General features: G+C 32.1%; 16 protein-coding genes. 6 read left to right on the top strand and 10 right to left on the bottom strand.

What is annotated here, in order from left to right:
- The first annotated feature begins 276 nt into the window (after positions 1–276).
- From LL966_RS16635 to LL966_RS16625, 3 genes are read left to right on the top strand one after another with little or no spacing between them, the layout of a single operon-like run.
- The gene (locus LL966_RS16635; RefSeq protein WP_229354811.1) at positions 277–891 is read left to right on the top strand and encodes a hypothetical protein; all 615 of its coding nucleotides are present in this window, start codon (positions 277–279) and stop codon (positions 889–891) included.
- 4 nt (positions 892–895) lie between these two features.
- Positions 896–1,186 (top strand): winged helix-turn-helix domain-containing protein, encoded by a 291-nt coding sequence (locus tag LL966_RS16630; protein ID WP_229354810.1) that lies wholly within the window; start codon positions 896–898, stop codon positions 1,184–1,186.
- A gap of 60 nt (positions 1,187–1,246) precedes the next feature.
- Positions 1,247–2,647 carry a DUF4153 domain-containing protein gene (locus LL966_RS16625; RefSeq protein WP_229354809.1) on the top strand — a complete coding sequence of 467 codons (1,401 nt, stop codon included), beginning with the start codon at positions 1,247–1,249 and terminating at the stop codon, positions 2,645–2,647.
- Between the two features lie 39 nt (positions 2,648–2,686).
- Here LL966_RS16625 and rluF read toward each other — a convergent pair whose 3' ends face one another.
- The 5 genes from rluF to LL966_RS16600 all read right to left on the bottom strand — a co-directional run bounded on the left by rluF (position 2,687) and on the right by LL966_RS16600 (position 6,983).
- A complete protein-coding gene (gene rluF / locus LL966_RS16620; protein WP_229354808.1) occupies positions 2,687–3,514 on the bottom strand; it encodes a 23S rRNA pseudouridine(2604) synthase RluF in 828 nt (275 codons plus the stop codon).
- Between the two features lie 105 nt (positions 3,515–3,619).
- Positions 3,620–3,967: an antibiotic biosynthesis monooxygenase family protein gene (locus LL966_RS16615; RefSeq protein ID WP_229354806.1), complete on the bottom strand. Its 348-nt coding sequence runs from the start codon at positions 3,965–3,967 to the stop codon at positions 3,620–3,622.
- Between the two features lie 78 nt (positions 3,968–4,045).
- Entirely contained in the window at positions 4,046–4,909 is an 864-nt protein-coding gene (locus LL966_RS16610) for an alpha/beta fold hydrolase (protein ID WP_229354804.1), read from the bottom strand.
- A 196-nt stretch (positions 4,910–5,105) separates the two neighbouring features.
- Entirely contained in the window at positions 5,106–5,885 is a 780-nt protein-coding gene (locus LL966_RS16605) for a zinc ribbon domain-containing protein (protein WP_229354802.1), read from the bottom strand.
- Positions 5,886–5,888: 3 nt separating this feature from the next.
- The gene (locus LL966_RS16600; RefSeq protein ID WP_229354800.1) at positions 5,889–6,983 is read right to left on the bottom strand and encodes a Nif3-like dinuclear metal center hexameric protein; all 1,095 of its coding nucleotides are present in this window, start codon (positions 6,981–6,983) and stop codon (positions 5,889–5,891) included.
- 93 nt (positions 6,984–7,076) lie between these two features.
- Here LL966_RS16600 and lpxK point away from each other — a divergent pair, with 93 nt between their 5' ends.
- Positions 7,077–8,099 carry a tetraacyldisaccharide 4'-kinase gene (gene lpxK / locus LL966_RS16595; RefSeq protein ID WP_229354799.1) on the top strand — a complete coding sequence of 341 codons (1,023 nt, stop codon included), beginning with the start codon at positions 7,077–7,079 and terminating at the stop codon, positions 8,097–8,099.
- 29 nt (positions 8,100–8,128) lie between these two features.
- Here the strand turns inward: lpxK and LL966_RS16590 are convergent, their stop codons facing one another.
- The 3 genes from LL966_RS16590 to lipA all read right to left on the bottom strand — a co-directional run bounded on the left by LL966_RS16590 (position 8,129) and on the right by lipA (position 12,266).
- Complete coding sequence (locus tag LL966_RS16590) at positions 8,129–10,300, bottom strand: tetratricopeptide repeat-containing hybrid sensor histidine kinase/response regulator (protein ID WP_229354798.1); 2,172 nt, start codon at positions 10,298–10,300, stop codon at positions 8,129–8,131.
- A 26-nt stretch (positions 10,301–10,326) separates the two neighbouring features.
- Positions 10,327–11,325, bottom strand: a complete 999-nt coding sequence (gap, locus tag LL966_RS16585; RefSeq protein ID WP_229354797.1) for a type I glyceraldehyde-3-phosphate dehydrogenase — start codon at positions 11,323–11,325, stop codon at positions 10,327–10,329.
- Between the two features lie 74 nt (positions 11,326–11,399).
- Complete coding sequence (gene lipA / locus LL966_RS16580) at positions 11,400–12,266, bottom strand: lipoyl synthase (RefSeq protein ID WP_229354796.1); 867 nt, start codon at positions 12,264–12,266, stop codon at positions 11,400–11,402.
- Between the two features lie 299 nt (positions 12,267–12,565).
- On the opposite strand from lipA, the gene LL966_RS16575 reads away from it, so the two are divergent.
- Both LL966_RS16575 and LL966_RS16570 read left to right on the top strand, forming a co-directional pair.
- Positions 12,566–13,429: a M48 family metalloprotease gene (locus tag LL966_RS16575; protein WP_229354795.1), complete on the top strand. Its 864-nt coding sequence runs from the start codon at positions 12,566–12,568 to the stop codon at positions 13,427–13,429.
- Positions 13,430–13,620: 191 nt separating this feature from the next.
- Positions 13,621–14,490: a M48 family metalloprotease gene (locus tag LL966_RS16570; RefSeq protein WP_229354794.1), complete on the top strand. Its 870-nt coding sequence runs from the start codon at positions 13,621–13,623 to the stop codon at positions 14,488–14,490.
- A 59-nt stretch (positions 14,491–14,549) separates the two neighbouring features.
- On the opposite strand, the gene LL966_RS16565 is transcribed toward LL966_RS16570, so the two are convergent.
- Together LL966_RS16565 and LL966_RS16560 are read right to left on the bottom strand one after the other, a co-directional pair.
- Positions 14,550–14,930, bottom strand: coding sequence for a PH domain-containing protein (locus LL966_RS16565; protein WP_229354792.1), 381 nt, complete (start codon positions 14,928–14,930; stop codon positions 14,550–14,552).
- Positions 14,931–14,989: 59 nt separating this feature from the next.
- Positions 14,990–15,727: a DUF4184 family protein gene (locus tag LL966_RS16560; RefSeq protein ID WP_229354790.1), complete on the bottom strand. Its 738-nt coding sequence runs from the start codon at positions 15,725–15,727 to the stop codon at positions 14,990–14,992.
- Positions 15,728–15,942: the final 215 nt, after the last annotated feature.

Below are 15,942 nucleotides of genomic sequence, written 5' to 3'. Positions count from 1 at the left end.
GGGCTATCCGCGCTACTTCGGTAGCCAGCTTCTATCCCTCACGCAGCTCATTGTAATAAGAAAGTCTCTTTCCTGCAAGGTTTCCAAAACCTTGTAGGTATTATATTTTAAGGTCTAAAATGTTTTTTTTGGATATTTTTTAGAAATCAATTAAGGCTTAAAACCCACAAGGTTTGCAAAACCTTGTGGGAAACTAGATTATTTCGAAAATAATTGTAAATTTTTATTTGCCAATTCAAAATAAATAATAACTTTGTATTGCAAAGTACTTTAATTATGAATCAAAAGCACCAAGAAGATTTAGCACATATTCGTTCCATGATGGAGCGTTCTTCAAGATTTATATCATTAAGCGGACTTTCGGGAGTCTTCGCTGGACTTTCAGCTTTAATTGGCGGAATCTATGTTTACCAATTATTCAAAGCAAACGGAATGGATTATCTTAGTGATGACCATAAACTATATTCGACCAATCTTGTTTCAGAATTATTTTGGATAGGATTTACAATTCTAATTTGCGCATTAGTATTTGGAACTTTTTTTACAGTTAGAAAAAGCAAAAAATGCAATTTGCCAATTTGGACTTCGGCAACAAAGAAAATGTTGTTTAATCTAGCGGTACCGCTTGCAGCAGGAGGAATATTCTGTTTGGCTTTAATCTATCACGGACATTTTGGTTTAGTGGCACCAGCAACTTTAATATTTTACGGACTAGCAGTTATAAATGCTGAAAAATATACTTTTTCTGATATAAAATATCTTGGCTTTTCTGAACTGATTTTAGGATGTATTTCACTTTTTTATATCGGATATGGCTTAATTTTTTGGATCTTAGGATTTGGAATATTACATATTTTGTATGGTTTAGTGATGTTCAAAAAATACAAATAACCCAATGGGAATTATTGATAAACTAAATAAAGATTTTGAAAGCCGTGTCAGATTGGGTATTATGTCAGTCCTGATGGTTAACGACTGGGTAGATTTTACCGAGATGAAGACGCTTTTGAATATCACCGATGGGAATTTAGCAAGTCATTCTTCTGCGCTTGAAAAAGCCGCATACATTGAAGTGAAGAAAGAATTCGTAGGCAAAAAGCCCAAAACCTCTTATCAGGTTACAGATTTGGGGCGTGCGGCTTTTAAAGAGCACTTATCGTACCTTGAAAAATTAATGAAATCATAAATAACACTATTTTTTTATCTAAAAACTTTGAAACACAAAGTACTTTTAAATTTATCAATCATGAAAAAACATCAAATTATCTTAGCTTGTACAGCAGTTTTTGCCCTGCTCTTTTACAATGAAGCTCCTGGAATCAATGTTTCAATCTTTGGAGTGGTTTTGACACTATTAATTAGTTATTTCTTTCAAGAAAAATTGGTTGACAGATCCCATCTTATTTTGGTAATGACTTCTATTTTATCTTGTTTTGCCTTTGCGTGGTATGGAGATGCAGCTTCCTTTTTTGCTTTAGCTCTATCGATTTTAATTTTACAATTCAAAACACAAGACGGAGAATTAAAAACCATACAGGTTTTTCCTTTAGTATTTTTAAACGGAATTACTTCTTTAGGACGTATTTTTATATTCAGTCAATGGCTTCCAGAACGAAAAATTCATAATGATTTTGCCAAGAAATTAGTAGCTTTCGTGGTAATTCCTGTACTGTTTGTAGGATTGTTTTTTATCGTTTATTCTTTCGGAAGTAATCATTTCTCTTCATTATTTACAGATTATACTTTAGATATCGATATTTTTCAGCTGGTCTTAATCAGTATACTTGGGTTTTATATTTCATTTAGCTTTTGGAATTACTGGGTTCCAGATGTTTGTTACGAATACAATTCAAAATTGAATAATAATTTTACTAATGTTTCTGAAGTAAAAAATCAAAGCACCTTTTCGTTTCTAGATCTTGACTTCGAAAGAAAAAGCGGTGTAATAACTTTATTTCTGCTAAATATTATGCTCTTAGTTTTTATTGGAACTTACAATTATGAACAGTTTTTTGAAGTTTTAGAAAAAAACAATTTAAGTTCAGATACACATGAACGCGTAAACGCAGTGATCTTCTCAATTCTGATGGCTGTTGGTGTGATTATGTTTTATTTTAAAGGCGATTTCAATTTTGATGAAGAAGCATCTTCTTTGAAGAAATTGGCTAAAATCTGGCTTGGACTAAACGTCGTTCTGATTATAAGTGCCATTATTAAAAACTCAGAATATGTTTCTTTCTTTGGCTTAACCTATAAAAGACTTGGAGTTTATGCTTTTTTAATTCTAGCAATTATTGGTTTGGTGGTTTCGTTTCAAAAAATCAGTAAACAGAAAACGAATGCTTTTCTTTTTAATCAGATGATTTGGTATTTCTACGGAACAATTCTTTTGTGCAGTTATGTTAACTGGGGAAGTTTAATTACTAATTATAATATTTCGGTAAATAAAGGAGTAGAGCCCGTATTTTTAAGCGGATTGAATTTTAATGATGATGCGCGACGACAATATTTACAAAAGAATAATTTAGACGGAAAGGAATCTGAACGCGTAAGAGAAGAGTTGATTTCGTATTATCAAAATGAAAAGTTTTTAGGTAAAGCACTTTACTATGAGTTTTTAAGTAAAAATGAAAATAAAGAAAAATAAAGAAAAATCCCATTCATTTTTTAGTGAATGGGATTTTTTTTATTTGTTATCGCCCCTTTTTTTAAATCGAGGATCATGTTTAGAAATATATGTTTTTCTTCTGGTAGGAGTAGAAGCTGGACTTTCAATTTTAGGGAAACTCGCTTCTTCAGTCTTACTCGAAGGTTCAATCAGCTGATTCAATTCTTTTATTTCAGCATCAGTCAAATCGCGGTATCTTCCAACTGGAACATCCAAAGAAATATTGATAATTCGGATACGTTTAAGCGCTGTAACTTCATAACCTAGATATTCAGACATTCTTCTAATTTGTCGGTTCAATCCCTGTGTTAGAATGATCTTAAAAGTATATTTACTAATTTGTTCTACTTTACATTTTTTAGTAACGGTATCCAAAATCGGAACTCCATTTCCCATTCTCTGAATAAAACGGTCTGTAATGGGTCTGTCGACTGTAACGGTATATTCTTTTTCGTGGTTGTTTCTAGCGCGTAAAATCTTGTTTACAATATCGCCATCATTCGTCATAAAAATCAATCCTTCACTCGCTTTATCCAATCTTCCAATTGGAAAAATACGTTTTGGGTAATTGATATAATCTACAATGTTATTTTGAACTTCTAAATTGGTCGTACATTCAATTCCAACTGGTTTGTTAAATGCCAGATAAATTGGTTTTTCGTTTTTCTCAACTATTAATTTTCCGTCTATTCGCACTTCATCATTAGGCGAAACTTTAGTTCCCATTTCTGGTACAGCGCCATTTATGGTTACGCGTCCTTCTTCGATAAGTTTATCGGCTTCACGACGTGAACAATAACCAGTTTCTCCTATAAATTTATTAAGACGTTTAAGATTTTCTTCCATACTGCAAAAATAGGCAAAAAAATGATTTTAGATTTCAGAATTCAGATTTTAGATTTTTGTGAAGAAAACTTAGAACCTTAGCAACTCAGAACCTCAGAACCTTTTCTAAGAATCATGAAAAATCGAACTATCTTCAGGAGTTTCTTTTCTTTCAAACATGCCATAATCTCGAACCACGGTTGCAATTCTTAGATGATAATCTTTAAAAACTTCATTTCTGCCTTTTGCTTGTGCGTGACGATGCATTTCTAGGTTTCTCCATTGCTGAATGCTTTCTTCATCTCTCCAAAATGATAAAGACAGGATTTTTCTAGGATCTGCTAAACTTTGAAATCTTTCTATAGAAATAAATCCATCGATATGGCTTAATTCCGGTTTTAGATTGGCGGCAATATCTAGATATTCTTCTTTTTTTCCTTCGTTCGGAATGACTTCAAAAATTACAGCTATCATTTTAATTTTAGATTTTAGAATTCAGATTTTAGTAAAAATTAGAACCTTAGTACCTCAGAATCTCAGTATCTTAAAAAGTTACTTTGAACCTTCAGAAGAAAAAAGAAACTCAATTACTTTGTCATACAAGTCATCGTCGTGCATTCCGTGGCCTAAACCGCTGGTTTCAATAAACTGGCTATTTTTCCAATTGCTCGCTATTTTTTGTCCTTCGGCGAAAGCCACAATTTTATCTGAAGTATCGTGCGCAATCAATCCTGGAATATTAAATTGTGAGGCAAATTTTTGACCTGAAAAATCTTCCAGTTTAAAATTGAATCGATTGATGAATTTGTTTTCTAAAAGTAGAAGCATTTTCCTGTTCAAACTCAGCATTGAGATATAATTATCAATCAAAGTCTTCAAGTCTGAAGGCGCTCCAAGAATGACCATTTTGGTAATACTCGTATTTGGGAATAAATATTGATGATATACACAAGCGGCACCTCCAATAGAATGTCCGATTATAATGGTGGGCTGATATTTTTCTACCGCTTTATTGATGAATTCTGCATAAAGTGGCACATTAAATTCTTTACCACTGCTTTGCCCGTGAGCCGGCGCATCGATGGCAATTATAGTGCTTCCAGATTTCTGAAGATGTGGTAAAGTCTTTTTCCAGCGTGATGCATTGCTTTCCCAACCGTGAACTAATAAAATTTTGGTTTCATTTCCTTTCCAAATGTAAGTTTGAAAATGATGATCATTGTGATGAAATATTTCGGTTTCGGTATTTTTTAGAACCTTTGGAAGTGTTTCTTTTTGTAATCTGCCAATTCTAGGCTGGCTAAAAAGTGCATACGAAAGTTCCATCGCTTTTTGCGGACGAACATAACTCAAGAAGTTTATATACGATCCAACGGACTTTAATGTGATGAAACGAATTCCTTTTTTAATTTTCAAAACTTAAATTTTATTTTAGTAAAGGTAAAAAAGGTCTGCCACGAATTACACAAATTAGCACGAATTTTTTATTCACATTATTATATGTTAAAAATAATTAGTGAAAATTTGTGCAATTGCTTCGCCTGTTCACTATCGCTCGAGTCGTGGCAAAAAAAATGTAAAAAAAAGTCCCGATTAAATCGGGACTTGTTATTTAGAATTTTGAGAACAATTGTTCCATTTTTTCTTTTTCTTCATCTGCTAATGCAGTATCAACTAAGATTCTTCCAGAGTGCTCATCAGTAATGATTTTCTTTCTTGAAGCAATTTCAACTTGAGTTTGTGGTGGAATTGTAAAGAAAGATCCAGCAGAAGCTCCTCTTTCGATAGAAACTACAGCCAATCCATTACGAACACTGCTTCTGATTCTGTTATAAGCAGCTAATAATCTGTCTTCGATTTGAGCAGAAAATTCAGCAGACTTTTCAGTTAAGAAAGTTTCTTCTTTCTGAGTTTCAGCCATGATAGCATCTAATTCAGATTTTTTATGTTTTAAATGAGAGCTTTTAGCATCAAGTTTTTCTTTTAAATTAGAAATAACTTCTTTTTTATGCTCGATAGAAGCTTTCATTTCTTTGATTTGCTTTTCAGCCAATTGAATTTCTAATTCTTGAAATTCAACTTCTTTTGTCAAAGAATTAAATTCTCTGTTATTACGTACTGATTCTTGTTGTTTTGTGTACTTTTTAATCACTTCTTTATGCTCCTCAATAGCAATTTTCTTTGCTTTGATTTGCTCTTCAATCACTTCAAGTTCACCTTTCAGTTTCTCTGAACGAGTGCTCAAACCTGCAACTTCATCTTCTAAATCTTCAACCTCTAAAGGAAGTTCTCCTCTAACGTTTCTGATTTCGTCAATTCTAGAGTCAATAAGCTGTAAATCGTATATTGCTCTTAACTTGTCCTCAACACTTAATTCTTTCGTATTCGTCATATTCTATAAGTACTTAACTGGATTTGTATTTTCTTCCGATAAAATGATTGCAAAATTAAGAATTTTTTTTCGAAGAAAATCAACAATATAGTTTTTTGTATAGCGTTCGCTCTCAAAATGACCAATATCGGCCAAAAGAAGCTGATTTTCTGCTTCATAAAACTGGTGATATTTCAAATCGGCAGTCAAAAAAGCATCGGCTCCAGCCTGAATTGCATTCTTTATAGCAAAACTTCCAGAACCACCTAAAACGGCTACTTTTTTTATTTTTTTACCTAAAAAAGCAGAGTGTCTAATTCCGTCGGCAATCATTTTTTCTTTTACCGAAAGAAGAAAATCTTTTTCGTCCATTTCGCTTTCTAATTCGCCAATCATTCCTAAACCAATATTTTGGTGCGAATTTTTTAGATCATAAATCTCATAAGCAACTTCTTCATAAATATGGTTTGCAAAAAGTGCTTTTAAAATGCGTGATTGCAAGTGTTTTTCAAAAACAACTTCAATTTTAATTTCTTCTCCGGTATGTAATTTTTCTTTTTCTCCAATTACAGGATTGCTTTCTTCGTTTCCTTGAAAAGTAAAAAATCCTTGTGTATTAAAACTGCAGTTGTCATAATTGCCAATTTTTCCTGCTCCAGCTTCAAATAAAGCATTTCTAACTTTGTCTGCATTTTCAGGAACAGTAAATGTGACTAGTTTTTGAATGAAATTATTTTTAGGAACCAATATTTTTGTGTTTTTTAATCCTAGGGCATCACAGAAAATTTTATTTACACCTTGCGAATGATTATCAAGTGCTGTATGAACTGCAAAAATGGCAATGTCATTTTTAATTGCTTTTAGAATAGCACGCTCCACATAATTTTTGCCTGTAATTTTCTTAATTCCAGAAAATAATATGGGATGAAAGCAAACTACAAGATTGCAATTTTTTGTAATGGCTTCGTCGATTACGCTTTCTAAAGCGTCATGGCAAACTAAAACGCCAGTGCTTTCGGCTTCAGAATTTCCAACTAAAAGGCCGACATTGTCAAAATCTTCAGCATAAGCCAAAGGAGCCATCTCTTCTAGAACTGATATGATATCTTTAATTTTCATTTTAAATTTGTTTCAAGTTTGAAGTTTTAGGTTTGATTTACCTAGAGATTGAAACGCTAAACAAATTAACGAAAAAAATTATACTTTCGTAAAATGAACTTACTTCGAAAAATACTTTTTCCTTTCGCTATTTTATACGGATTCATTACTTCAATTCGTAATTTTCTTTTTGATAAAGGAATTCTGAAATCGACTTCATTTGAAGTTCCAGTAATTGCTGTTGGAAATTTGAGTGTTGGCGGAACTGGTAAAACGCCACAGATAGAATATTTAATACGATTATTGTCGGATAAATTTCAAATTGCCACTTTAAGCCGTGGTTACAAAAGAAAATCAGAAGGCTTTTTGCTGGCAGATGAAAATGCTAATGCGGAAATTTTGGGAGACGAACCATTTCAATTCTATCAAAAATTTCCATTTGTGATGGTTGCGGTTGATGCCAATAGAACAAACGGAATTAAACAATTGCTTTCGCAACAAATTTCTCCAGAAGTTATTCTGCTGGATGATGCTTATCAGCACAGAAAAGTAAAAGCGGGTTTTTATATTTTACTGACTTCTTATGATGATTTATATGCAGACGATTTTATGCTTCCTACAGGAAATTTGAGAGAAAGCAGAAGTGGTGCAGCAAGAGCAAATATTGTTGTTGTGACCAAATGTCCTAAAAAATTATCGGAAGAAAAGCAAGCTGAAATTAGATTGAAGTTGAAATTAAATTGCTCACAGCAGCTCTTTTTTACTTTTATAGATTATGATGAAGTAATTTTTGGCAAAGAAGAAAAAATTGCCGTTACAGCAATCAAATCAGAATCAAAACTTCTTTTGGCTGGAATTGCAAAACCGAAACCATTTTTTGATTATTTAAAAAATGAAAATGACGAATGTTTGACTTTTCCAGATCATCATCATTTTTCTGATACAGATTTAGATGCTATTTTGAATAAAGCAAATGGAAGAAAAATAATTACAACCGAAAAAGATTATGTGCGTTTAAAAGATTCAAAACTGGTTTCTCAATTGTATTATCTTCCAATTAAAAGTTCTTTCATCAATCAGCAACAAAATTTTGATACGACAATTTTAGAATATGTCAAGAAAAACTTAGCGTCTTAGTCACTCAGAACCTCAGAACCTAAAAAAAATTAATCAAAAAACTTAGCGATCGTGCTGTAGAATTCGTCTGGAACAAAAGGTTTTGTTATAACATCGTTCATTCCAAAAGAAAGCAGCATATCTCTATTTTCGTCAAGCGAAATTGCAGTTAATGCAATAACTGGAGTTGTTTTGTCAAATTCACGAATCAATTTCGTAGCCGTCGTTCCATTAATACCAGGAAGATGCACATCCATTAAAATCAGATCAAAACGTTTGATTTTTAAAAGCTCGACAGCATCCTCACCGTTGTCTACGATTTCGCAGGTAATGTTTTTGTTTTCAAGCATTTTTCGAGTTATCATTTGATTGATTTTATTATCTTCAATCAATAAAATAGACTTGTCCATCAATTGTTTATCGTCGTATGGTTTTACTTCCTCAATTGCTTCCAAAGGTTCATTGTTAATTTTGAAATTTAGTTTGAAGGTAAAAGTAGAACCTTTACCAACTTCACTTTTTAATTTTATTTCCCCTCCTAATAGTTCAATTAGTTTTTTTACGATGGTAAGTCCTAGGCCAGTTCCTCCGTATTTTCTATTCACTTCTATAGATCCTTGTGAGAAACTTTCAAAAACAGTTTGAAGTTTATCTTCTGGAATTCCAATTCCGGTATCTACTATTTCAAAATAAACAGTAGCATATTCATCTTCTTGCGAATATAACTTTGCAATCACATTTACGTGTCCGTTTTGAGTAAACTTTAACGCATTGTTGATTAGGTTCAGTATGATTTGAGATAATTTGGTAGGATCTCCCATTAAATTATCTGGTATAGAATTATCAATCTCTAAATTGAAATAATTTCTATTGGCTGTTGCTAACTCTTTTAAAGAACTTTGAATATTAAAAAGTAGTTCTTTCAGATTAAAACTGATATTTTCTACTTCAACTTTAGTCGAATCAATTTTATTAACTTCTAAAATTTCATTGATAAAAGTGGTTAGATAATTTCCAGAAAACTTTAAAGATTCTAAATATTTTAACTGTTTTTTCTTCGGATTATCTTCTAGTAAAATATGAGTAATTCCGTTAATAGCATTTAGAGGCGTACGTAATTCATGACTTACAGTAGACAAAAATTCAGATCGGGCTTTTGATGCTTTTTCGGCTTTGTTTTTTGCCAGAATTAATTCTTTGTTTTTTTCGCGAAGTAGTAAATTATTCTGATTTCTAATAATATTGTTCTTGTATAAGGCTAAACTCAAAAGCGATAAAATAGAAATCAATGCAATTGCCAAAATACTCACCAGTTTCGAATAACGATAGGTTTTTAATTGAAATTTTTCTTCGCTTTCCTTTTTTATCGAATTATTTAAAGATTGGTTTTTCTTGAATTTCTCAAATTCATTCAAATCAACTTTAGCATTTTTTAGTTTTAAAAGATAATTTTCCAGCTGATAATGTTCGTCTAGATAAGAGTAAGCTAAATCATAATTTTTGTTTTGTTTATAATATTGGCTTATCGCTAAAACTATTTTAGATTTTTTTACAAAATCATTGTTTTTAGCATTGTATTCTAGTGCATTATCGAAATAAATAATAGCAGAATCATTTCTTTTGAGCTGTGTTTCTATTAAACCTAATTGATAATAAGAATCTGTTTTGGTTTTTATCAGTGCACTATTATCAGGTTTTTTTGTGATTTTTTGAAATGTTTTTGCCGCTAAAGGAAGATTCTTGTTGGTTTTTAAAGCCATCGCAATCTGATAGTTCAAAACATCAGCATGATCTTCTATATTTAACTCTTTTAGGAGTTGTTGCGCTTTTTCATAATAAACAGTAGCTGTCTTATATTCGCCTTTTGCCGTATTGGTTAAACCAATGTAATGCAATGCCAAAACTTTTGTACAGCTAGGTTTTAAAGTGTCAAATAAAGAAACAGTTTTGTGGAAATTCTTTAAAGCTTCTTCAAACTTTTTTTGATTGTAATAGATTTTTCCAAGCTTTAAAGTCTGAACGGCTAAATTTTCTCTTTTGCCATTTATTTCACAAAAATTAATCGATTTTTGAGTGTAAAAAACGGCTTGGCTAAACTTCTTATTGTTGAGATTGTAATTGGCAAGCTTGTTATAATAGATAACACTGTCTGCATTCCTTTTGATTTGAGAATACAAAAACGAGTTAAAAAAACAAACAACAATAAAAAGATAGTATTTCATGTATGGCAATGCTTTTACAATGAACCTTATTTTTTGCTTATTAGTAAAATTAAATCAATCAATCTAGATGAATAGCCAATTTCGTTATCGTACCAGCCTACTACTTTTACCATTTTATCGATAACCGAAGTTAGCTGAGCATCAAATAAACAAGAATGTCTGTTGCCGATTACATCAACCGAAACTATAGGGTCTTCTGTGTAATCTAATATTCCTTTTAAATTTGTTTTGGAAGCTTCTTTAAATGCTTTATTTATTTCTTCAATAGTAACAGCTCGTTTTACATTGAAGGTAATATCTGTTAATGAACCATCTGGAACTGGAACACGAATACCGCATCCGCCCATTTTGTTGTGCAATTTAGGAAAAATTTTTGTTAAAGCCTTAGCCGCACCAGTAGTTGTTGGAACAATTGACTGACTTGCGCCTCTTGCACGTCTTAAATCCTTATGAGGTTGGTCATGAAGACTTTGATCTGTTGTGTAAGAATGGATAGTTGTAATGTAAGCTTGTTCGATTCCACACAATTCCTCGATTATTTTTATCATCGGGGCAGCATTATTTGTCGTACAGCTTGCATTAGAAACTATATCTTCGTTTCCGTCCAAAATATTTTCATTAACTCCAAGAACGACAGTTTTTATGGTATCAACTTCTGAAGGTGCTGAAAGAATGACTTTTTTTGCCCCAGCTTCAAGATGTTCGTTTAATTCTTCGTGAGTTTTATATTTTCCCGTTGATTCGATAACTATATCAATCGAATGCGATTTCCAGTCTAAGTTAGAAATGCTCTTTTCGTGAAAAAAGAAAAAATGCCTTCCATCTACAATAATGCTATTTTCGTCATGACTGACTTCAAATGGCAAAACACCGTGAATACTGTCATATTTAATTAAATGCGACATGGTTTTATTGTCAGCAATGTCGTTTATAGCAACAACTTCGATTTCAGGATGATTTAAAAGAAGTCGAAAAAGATTCCTTCCGATTCTTCCAAATCCATTAATGGCAATTCTTGTTTTCAATTTTTTGTTTATTCGATTAACTGTTTAATCGTTTAATCGGTTTGACAATTAAACGATTAAACAATTAAACTTTTTTATAAAATGTGTTTTTGTGCTTTATATGAAGAACGAACAAGTGGTCCGCTTTCAACGTGTCTGAACCCTAATTCAAGTCCAAATTTTTCATATCTGGCAAATTGTTCAGGTGTAATAAATTCTTTTACAGGAAGGTGCTTTTTACTTGGCTGTAAATATTGTCCAATGGTAACTACATCTACATTGGCATTTCTTAAATCTGTCATGGTTTGGAAAACTTCTTCCTCTGTTTCTCCAAGACCTAACATAATTCCAGATTTAGTTCTGTTAATACCTTTTTCTTTTAAGTAACGCAGCACTTCTAAACTTCTGTCGTATTTCGCTTGTATACGAACTTCGCGAGTTAAACGGCGCACTGTTTCCATATTGTGAGAAACAACTTCTGGATTTGCCTCAACAATACGATCTAGATTTCTTTCCATTCCTTGAAAATCAGGAATTAGAGTTTCAAGAGTAGTCTGAGGATTCATTCTTCGAATAGCTCTAACGGTTTCCATCCAAATAATTGAACCTCCATCTTTCAAATCATCTCTGTCTACGCTAGTAACTACAGCGTGTTTGATATTCATGATTTTAATAGAACGAGCCACTTTTTCAGGTTCGTCCCAATCTACCGTTTCTGGCCTACCAGTTTTTACACCGCAGAATCCGCAAGAACGGGTACAGACATTTCCTAAAATCATAAAAGTTGCTGTTCCTTCACCCCAGCATTCTCCCATATTTGGGCAGCTTCCTGAAGTACAAATGGTATTTAAACTGTATTTATCAACTAAACCTCTAAGTTCAGTATATTTTTGACCGATCGGTAATTTTACTTTTAACCACTTTGGTTTTGTGGTTGGTATGTTTTCAGCGACTGTTTCCATATATCAATATTCAAAGCACAAAGATACGGAATGTAGTTTATTTAGAGCTGTTTATTTGCTTTTCGTTTGCTTTTCTTGCGTACTAAAATTATTTGATATTTTGAAGGCTAAATGTTAATACTCTATTTTTTAATGCATGTTGTGTTTTGTTTTTTAAATATTGTTTAAGGTTTTGAGGATCAGTCTGATTTTTTTGAAATTTAAAATTATAACCTTAATCTATTACAAAATTGACTTCTGTGGATCCTTCAGAATTTATGAGCTCTTAATTTTGTTGTTAATTTTTAAGATTTTAAAACATGAAAAAGAGAATTATTGCATTAGGAATTTTATTTGCAGCTTTAAGTTTTACTAATATGAATGCTCAAATACTTTCAGATAAAGCAATGGGCGCTTTAGGTAAAGGTATTTCGGGATTTACTTTTAGTGATGCAGATGCGGCAGCATTAGCCAAACAGTCTATTGATGAGATGGATGCAAATAATCCCGTTGCAGCGGCTACAGATGGTTACGCTATTCGTTTAAATCGTGTATTTGGTAAACATACTTCTAGTGAAGGAGTTACTCTGAATTATAAAGTCTACTTAGTAAAAGATATTAATGCTTTTGCTTGCGCAGATGGAAGCGTTAGAGTATTTGCTGGTTTAATGGATATTATGGATGATAACGAATTGCTGGCTGTCATTGGTCATGAGATTGGACACGTTGTTAATCATGATACAAGAGATGCTATTAAGGCAGCTTACAAAAAAGAAGCATTACTAGATGCGGCTTCATCGCAATCAGGTAAATTTGAAACCATTTCAAAATCTCAATTAGGCACATTAGGAAGCGCAATGATTGATAGTAAACACAGCAGAAAACAAGAATCTGAAGCAGATTTATTTTCATACAATTTCATGAAAAAAAATGGTTATGATGTTAATGCTGTAGAATCGGCTTTTAGAATTTTGCAAAAATTAAGTGAAGGTGCAGATTCATCTTTTATTACTAAGATGATGAGCTCGCACCCTGATTCTGGTAAAAGAGCCGATGATGCTAAAAAAAGAGCAACAAAAGATGGTTTGTATAAGGTTTATGTACAGCAAAAAATTGTAAATACAGCGCCAGTCAAAACAACAGCTAAAGCGCCTGTTAAAAACACTGCAACTAAGAAAAAGTAATTTTATAGAAAGTAATTGTAAAAAACTCATCGGTTTTTTTATAAATTATCTTTGGAATAATAGTTGCAAGTAGTTAACATATAGATTGTTAAAAATTCATATCTTTAATTTGTTGAAAAAACAAGTTTTTTAGGAAATGAAATAGCATTTTCTTGTGCTAGATTTGTTGTTAAATTGTAATTATAAAAAATATGAAAAAGAAATTTATAATAGTTGGAGCTTTATTTGCTGCATTTGGTATATCGAAAATGAATGCGCAGATTAATTTTGGAGAGAAAGCTATTGGAGCTGTTCAAAAAGGAGTTACTGGTTTTACTTTTAGTAACGCAGACGCAGCAAAATTGTCTAAAGAAGCTGTAGATAAATTAGATGCAGAACATGAAATAGCTGGACCAACTGATGGTTATACTTTAAGATTAAATCGAGTTTTTGGAAAACATGCTTCTGGAGACGGATTTACCTTAAATTATAAAGTTTACAAATTAAAAGAAGTAAATGCTTTTGCAACTGCAGACGGAAGTGTTCGTGTTTATTCCGGTTTGATGGACATTATGGATGACAATGAACTAATTGCTGTAATTGGACATGAAATAGGTCACGTTGCAAACAACGATTCTAGAGATGCTGTTCGCGCAGCTTATCAAAAAGAAGCTTTAATGGATGGAGTTGCTTCTCAATCGGCAACGGTGGCGACAGTTACAGATAGTCAGCTTGGGAAAATTGGAAGTGCAATAATTGATAGCAAATACAGTCGAAAACAAGAATCTGAAGCAGATTTATTTGCTTACAATTTTATGAAAAAGAATGGTTATGATGTAAATGCCGAAGAATCTGCCTTTAGAATTTTAGCGAAAATGAGCGAAGGATCTCAAGCTTCATTTATAGATCAAATGATGAGTTCGCATCCTGATTCTAAGAAAAGAGCAGACGATGCTAAAAAGAGAGCTGAAAAAGATGGCGTTTATAAGGCTTATGTACAGCAGAAAATTGTAAATACTGTTCCTGTAACTACAACAAAAAAAGCTACAACGACAAAGAAAACCACAACAAAAAAGAAATAATAGTTGTTATTTAAAATTAATAAAACCCGACAAATTTTTAGTTTGCCGGGTTTGTTTTTTTATCCCAATACGTGAAAAGCTAGAATCTTCTGTACTTCATAAACATTAACCGATTTGTTGAATTGTTTTACAATGCTCGGCTGCTGTTCGCTAGAAATCCAAATTTTTAGTTCCGCATCAAGATCGAAAGTTCCTGCAGTTTCTACGCTAAATCTTGTAATGTTTTTGTAAGCGATAGATTTGTACTCTGTTCTGCTTCCGGTCAATCCTTGTACATCAACCAAGATTAATCTTTTGTTGGTAAAAATAAACGTATCACGAATAAGTTTAAAACCCATTTCAATCTCTTCGTTGGTTGTCAAAAGCTGTCCGTACTTTTTAATTAAATCTTCTTGGCTTACAGATCCTGCATTGCCAAGAATTGCTGAAAATATTCCCATTATTTTTTTATTAGTTAAAATGAATTCTTCTTTTTGAAGGAGTAAAAGTAATGATTTTACTAATTTTTAACGCTTGATTTTATTTTAATTAGAAGTGGAGTCAGAATTGTTGAAATTAAAAAAGAGGCAATAAGAGTTACGGTCAAATTTCCAATATTTAAATCTTCAATATGTATTGCAAATCGTAGAGATAAAATACCCAAAGTGCATAAAATAATAATTTTCCAATAGAATTCTTTAGCAAGATTTTTATAGCTGAAATCTTGAGGAAGCTTTAGAAAGACAATTAGAAGAGCAATGCCGCCGATAAATGTGCTTCCATGTTGAGCAATTTTCCATAACGGAATTTCATTATTAAAAATAAAAATGGTATGCTTAAAAACATCAAATTCATTTGCAAAATAGCCGTTCTTATGAGTAAAAGCATCCCAAAAAAGATGAGAAATTATCCCAATCAATAGAGATGCAACAACGATGTGCCAGTTTTTTTTGAAATGCAAATTCCAATTGAAATCTGTGTAAACTAGAATTCTAGTCTTTGCAAAAAAAGGAAGATTTTGAAACAAAAGATTTCGGACTACATTATGAAAAACAAATGCCAGTAAAATTGCGAGAGGCAAATCAAACCAAATAATGCCCGCTAAAGTATGACTGTAATCGCTTTTTACTTTCATTCTCAGAAAATATTCAAAATCGGGAGTCAAACTGCCAATAACAAGAGCAGTGAGTGAAAACCATGATTTTGGTAAATATCTTAATGGGAGAATTATGGCGGGATGCGAAAAAGTAAAAGGCATTAAATCAGTTTTGAATTTATAGATAGATTAAAAATCATTTTAAAGTTATTATGAAATTGAAAATAAAAGTAAACAAAAAAGCAGAACCGAAGTGAACTGCCCCCAAAAAGTTAGACACTATTTGGGGGCATTTTTATGGAAAGAAAAATCAAGTACAATTATGAGTTTAAACTTCTGTGCGTAAATGAAGTTTTAAATAGACATCGTTCAGTTAA

Origin of the sequence: Flavobacterium chungbukense, from assembly GCF_020805785.1 — a bacterium.
GTDB lineage: Bacteria > Bacteroidota > Bacteroidia > Flavobacteriales > Flavobacteriaceae > Flavobacterium > Flavobacterium chungbukense.
Note: the sequence above shows the minus strand (reverse complement) of the source record. Positions and strands in the feature narration are given on the sequence as shown.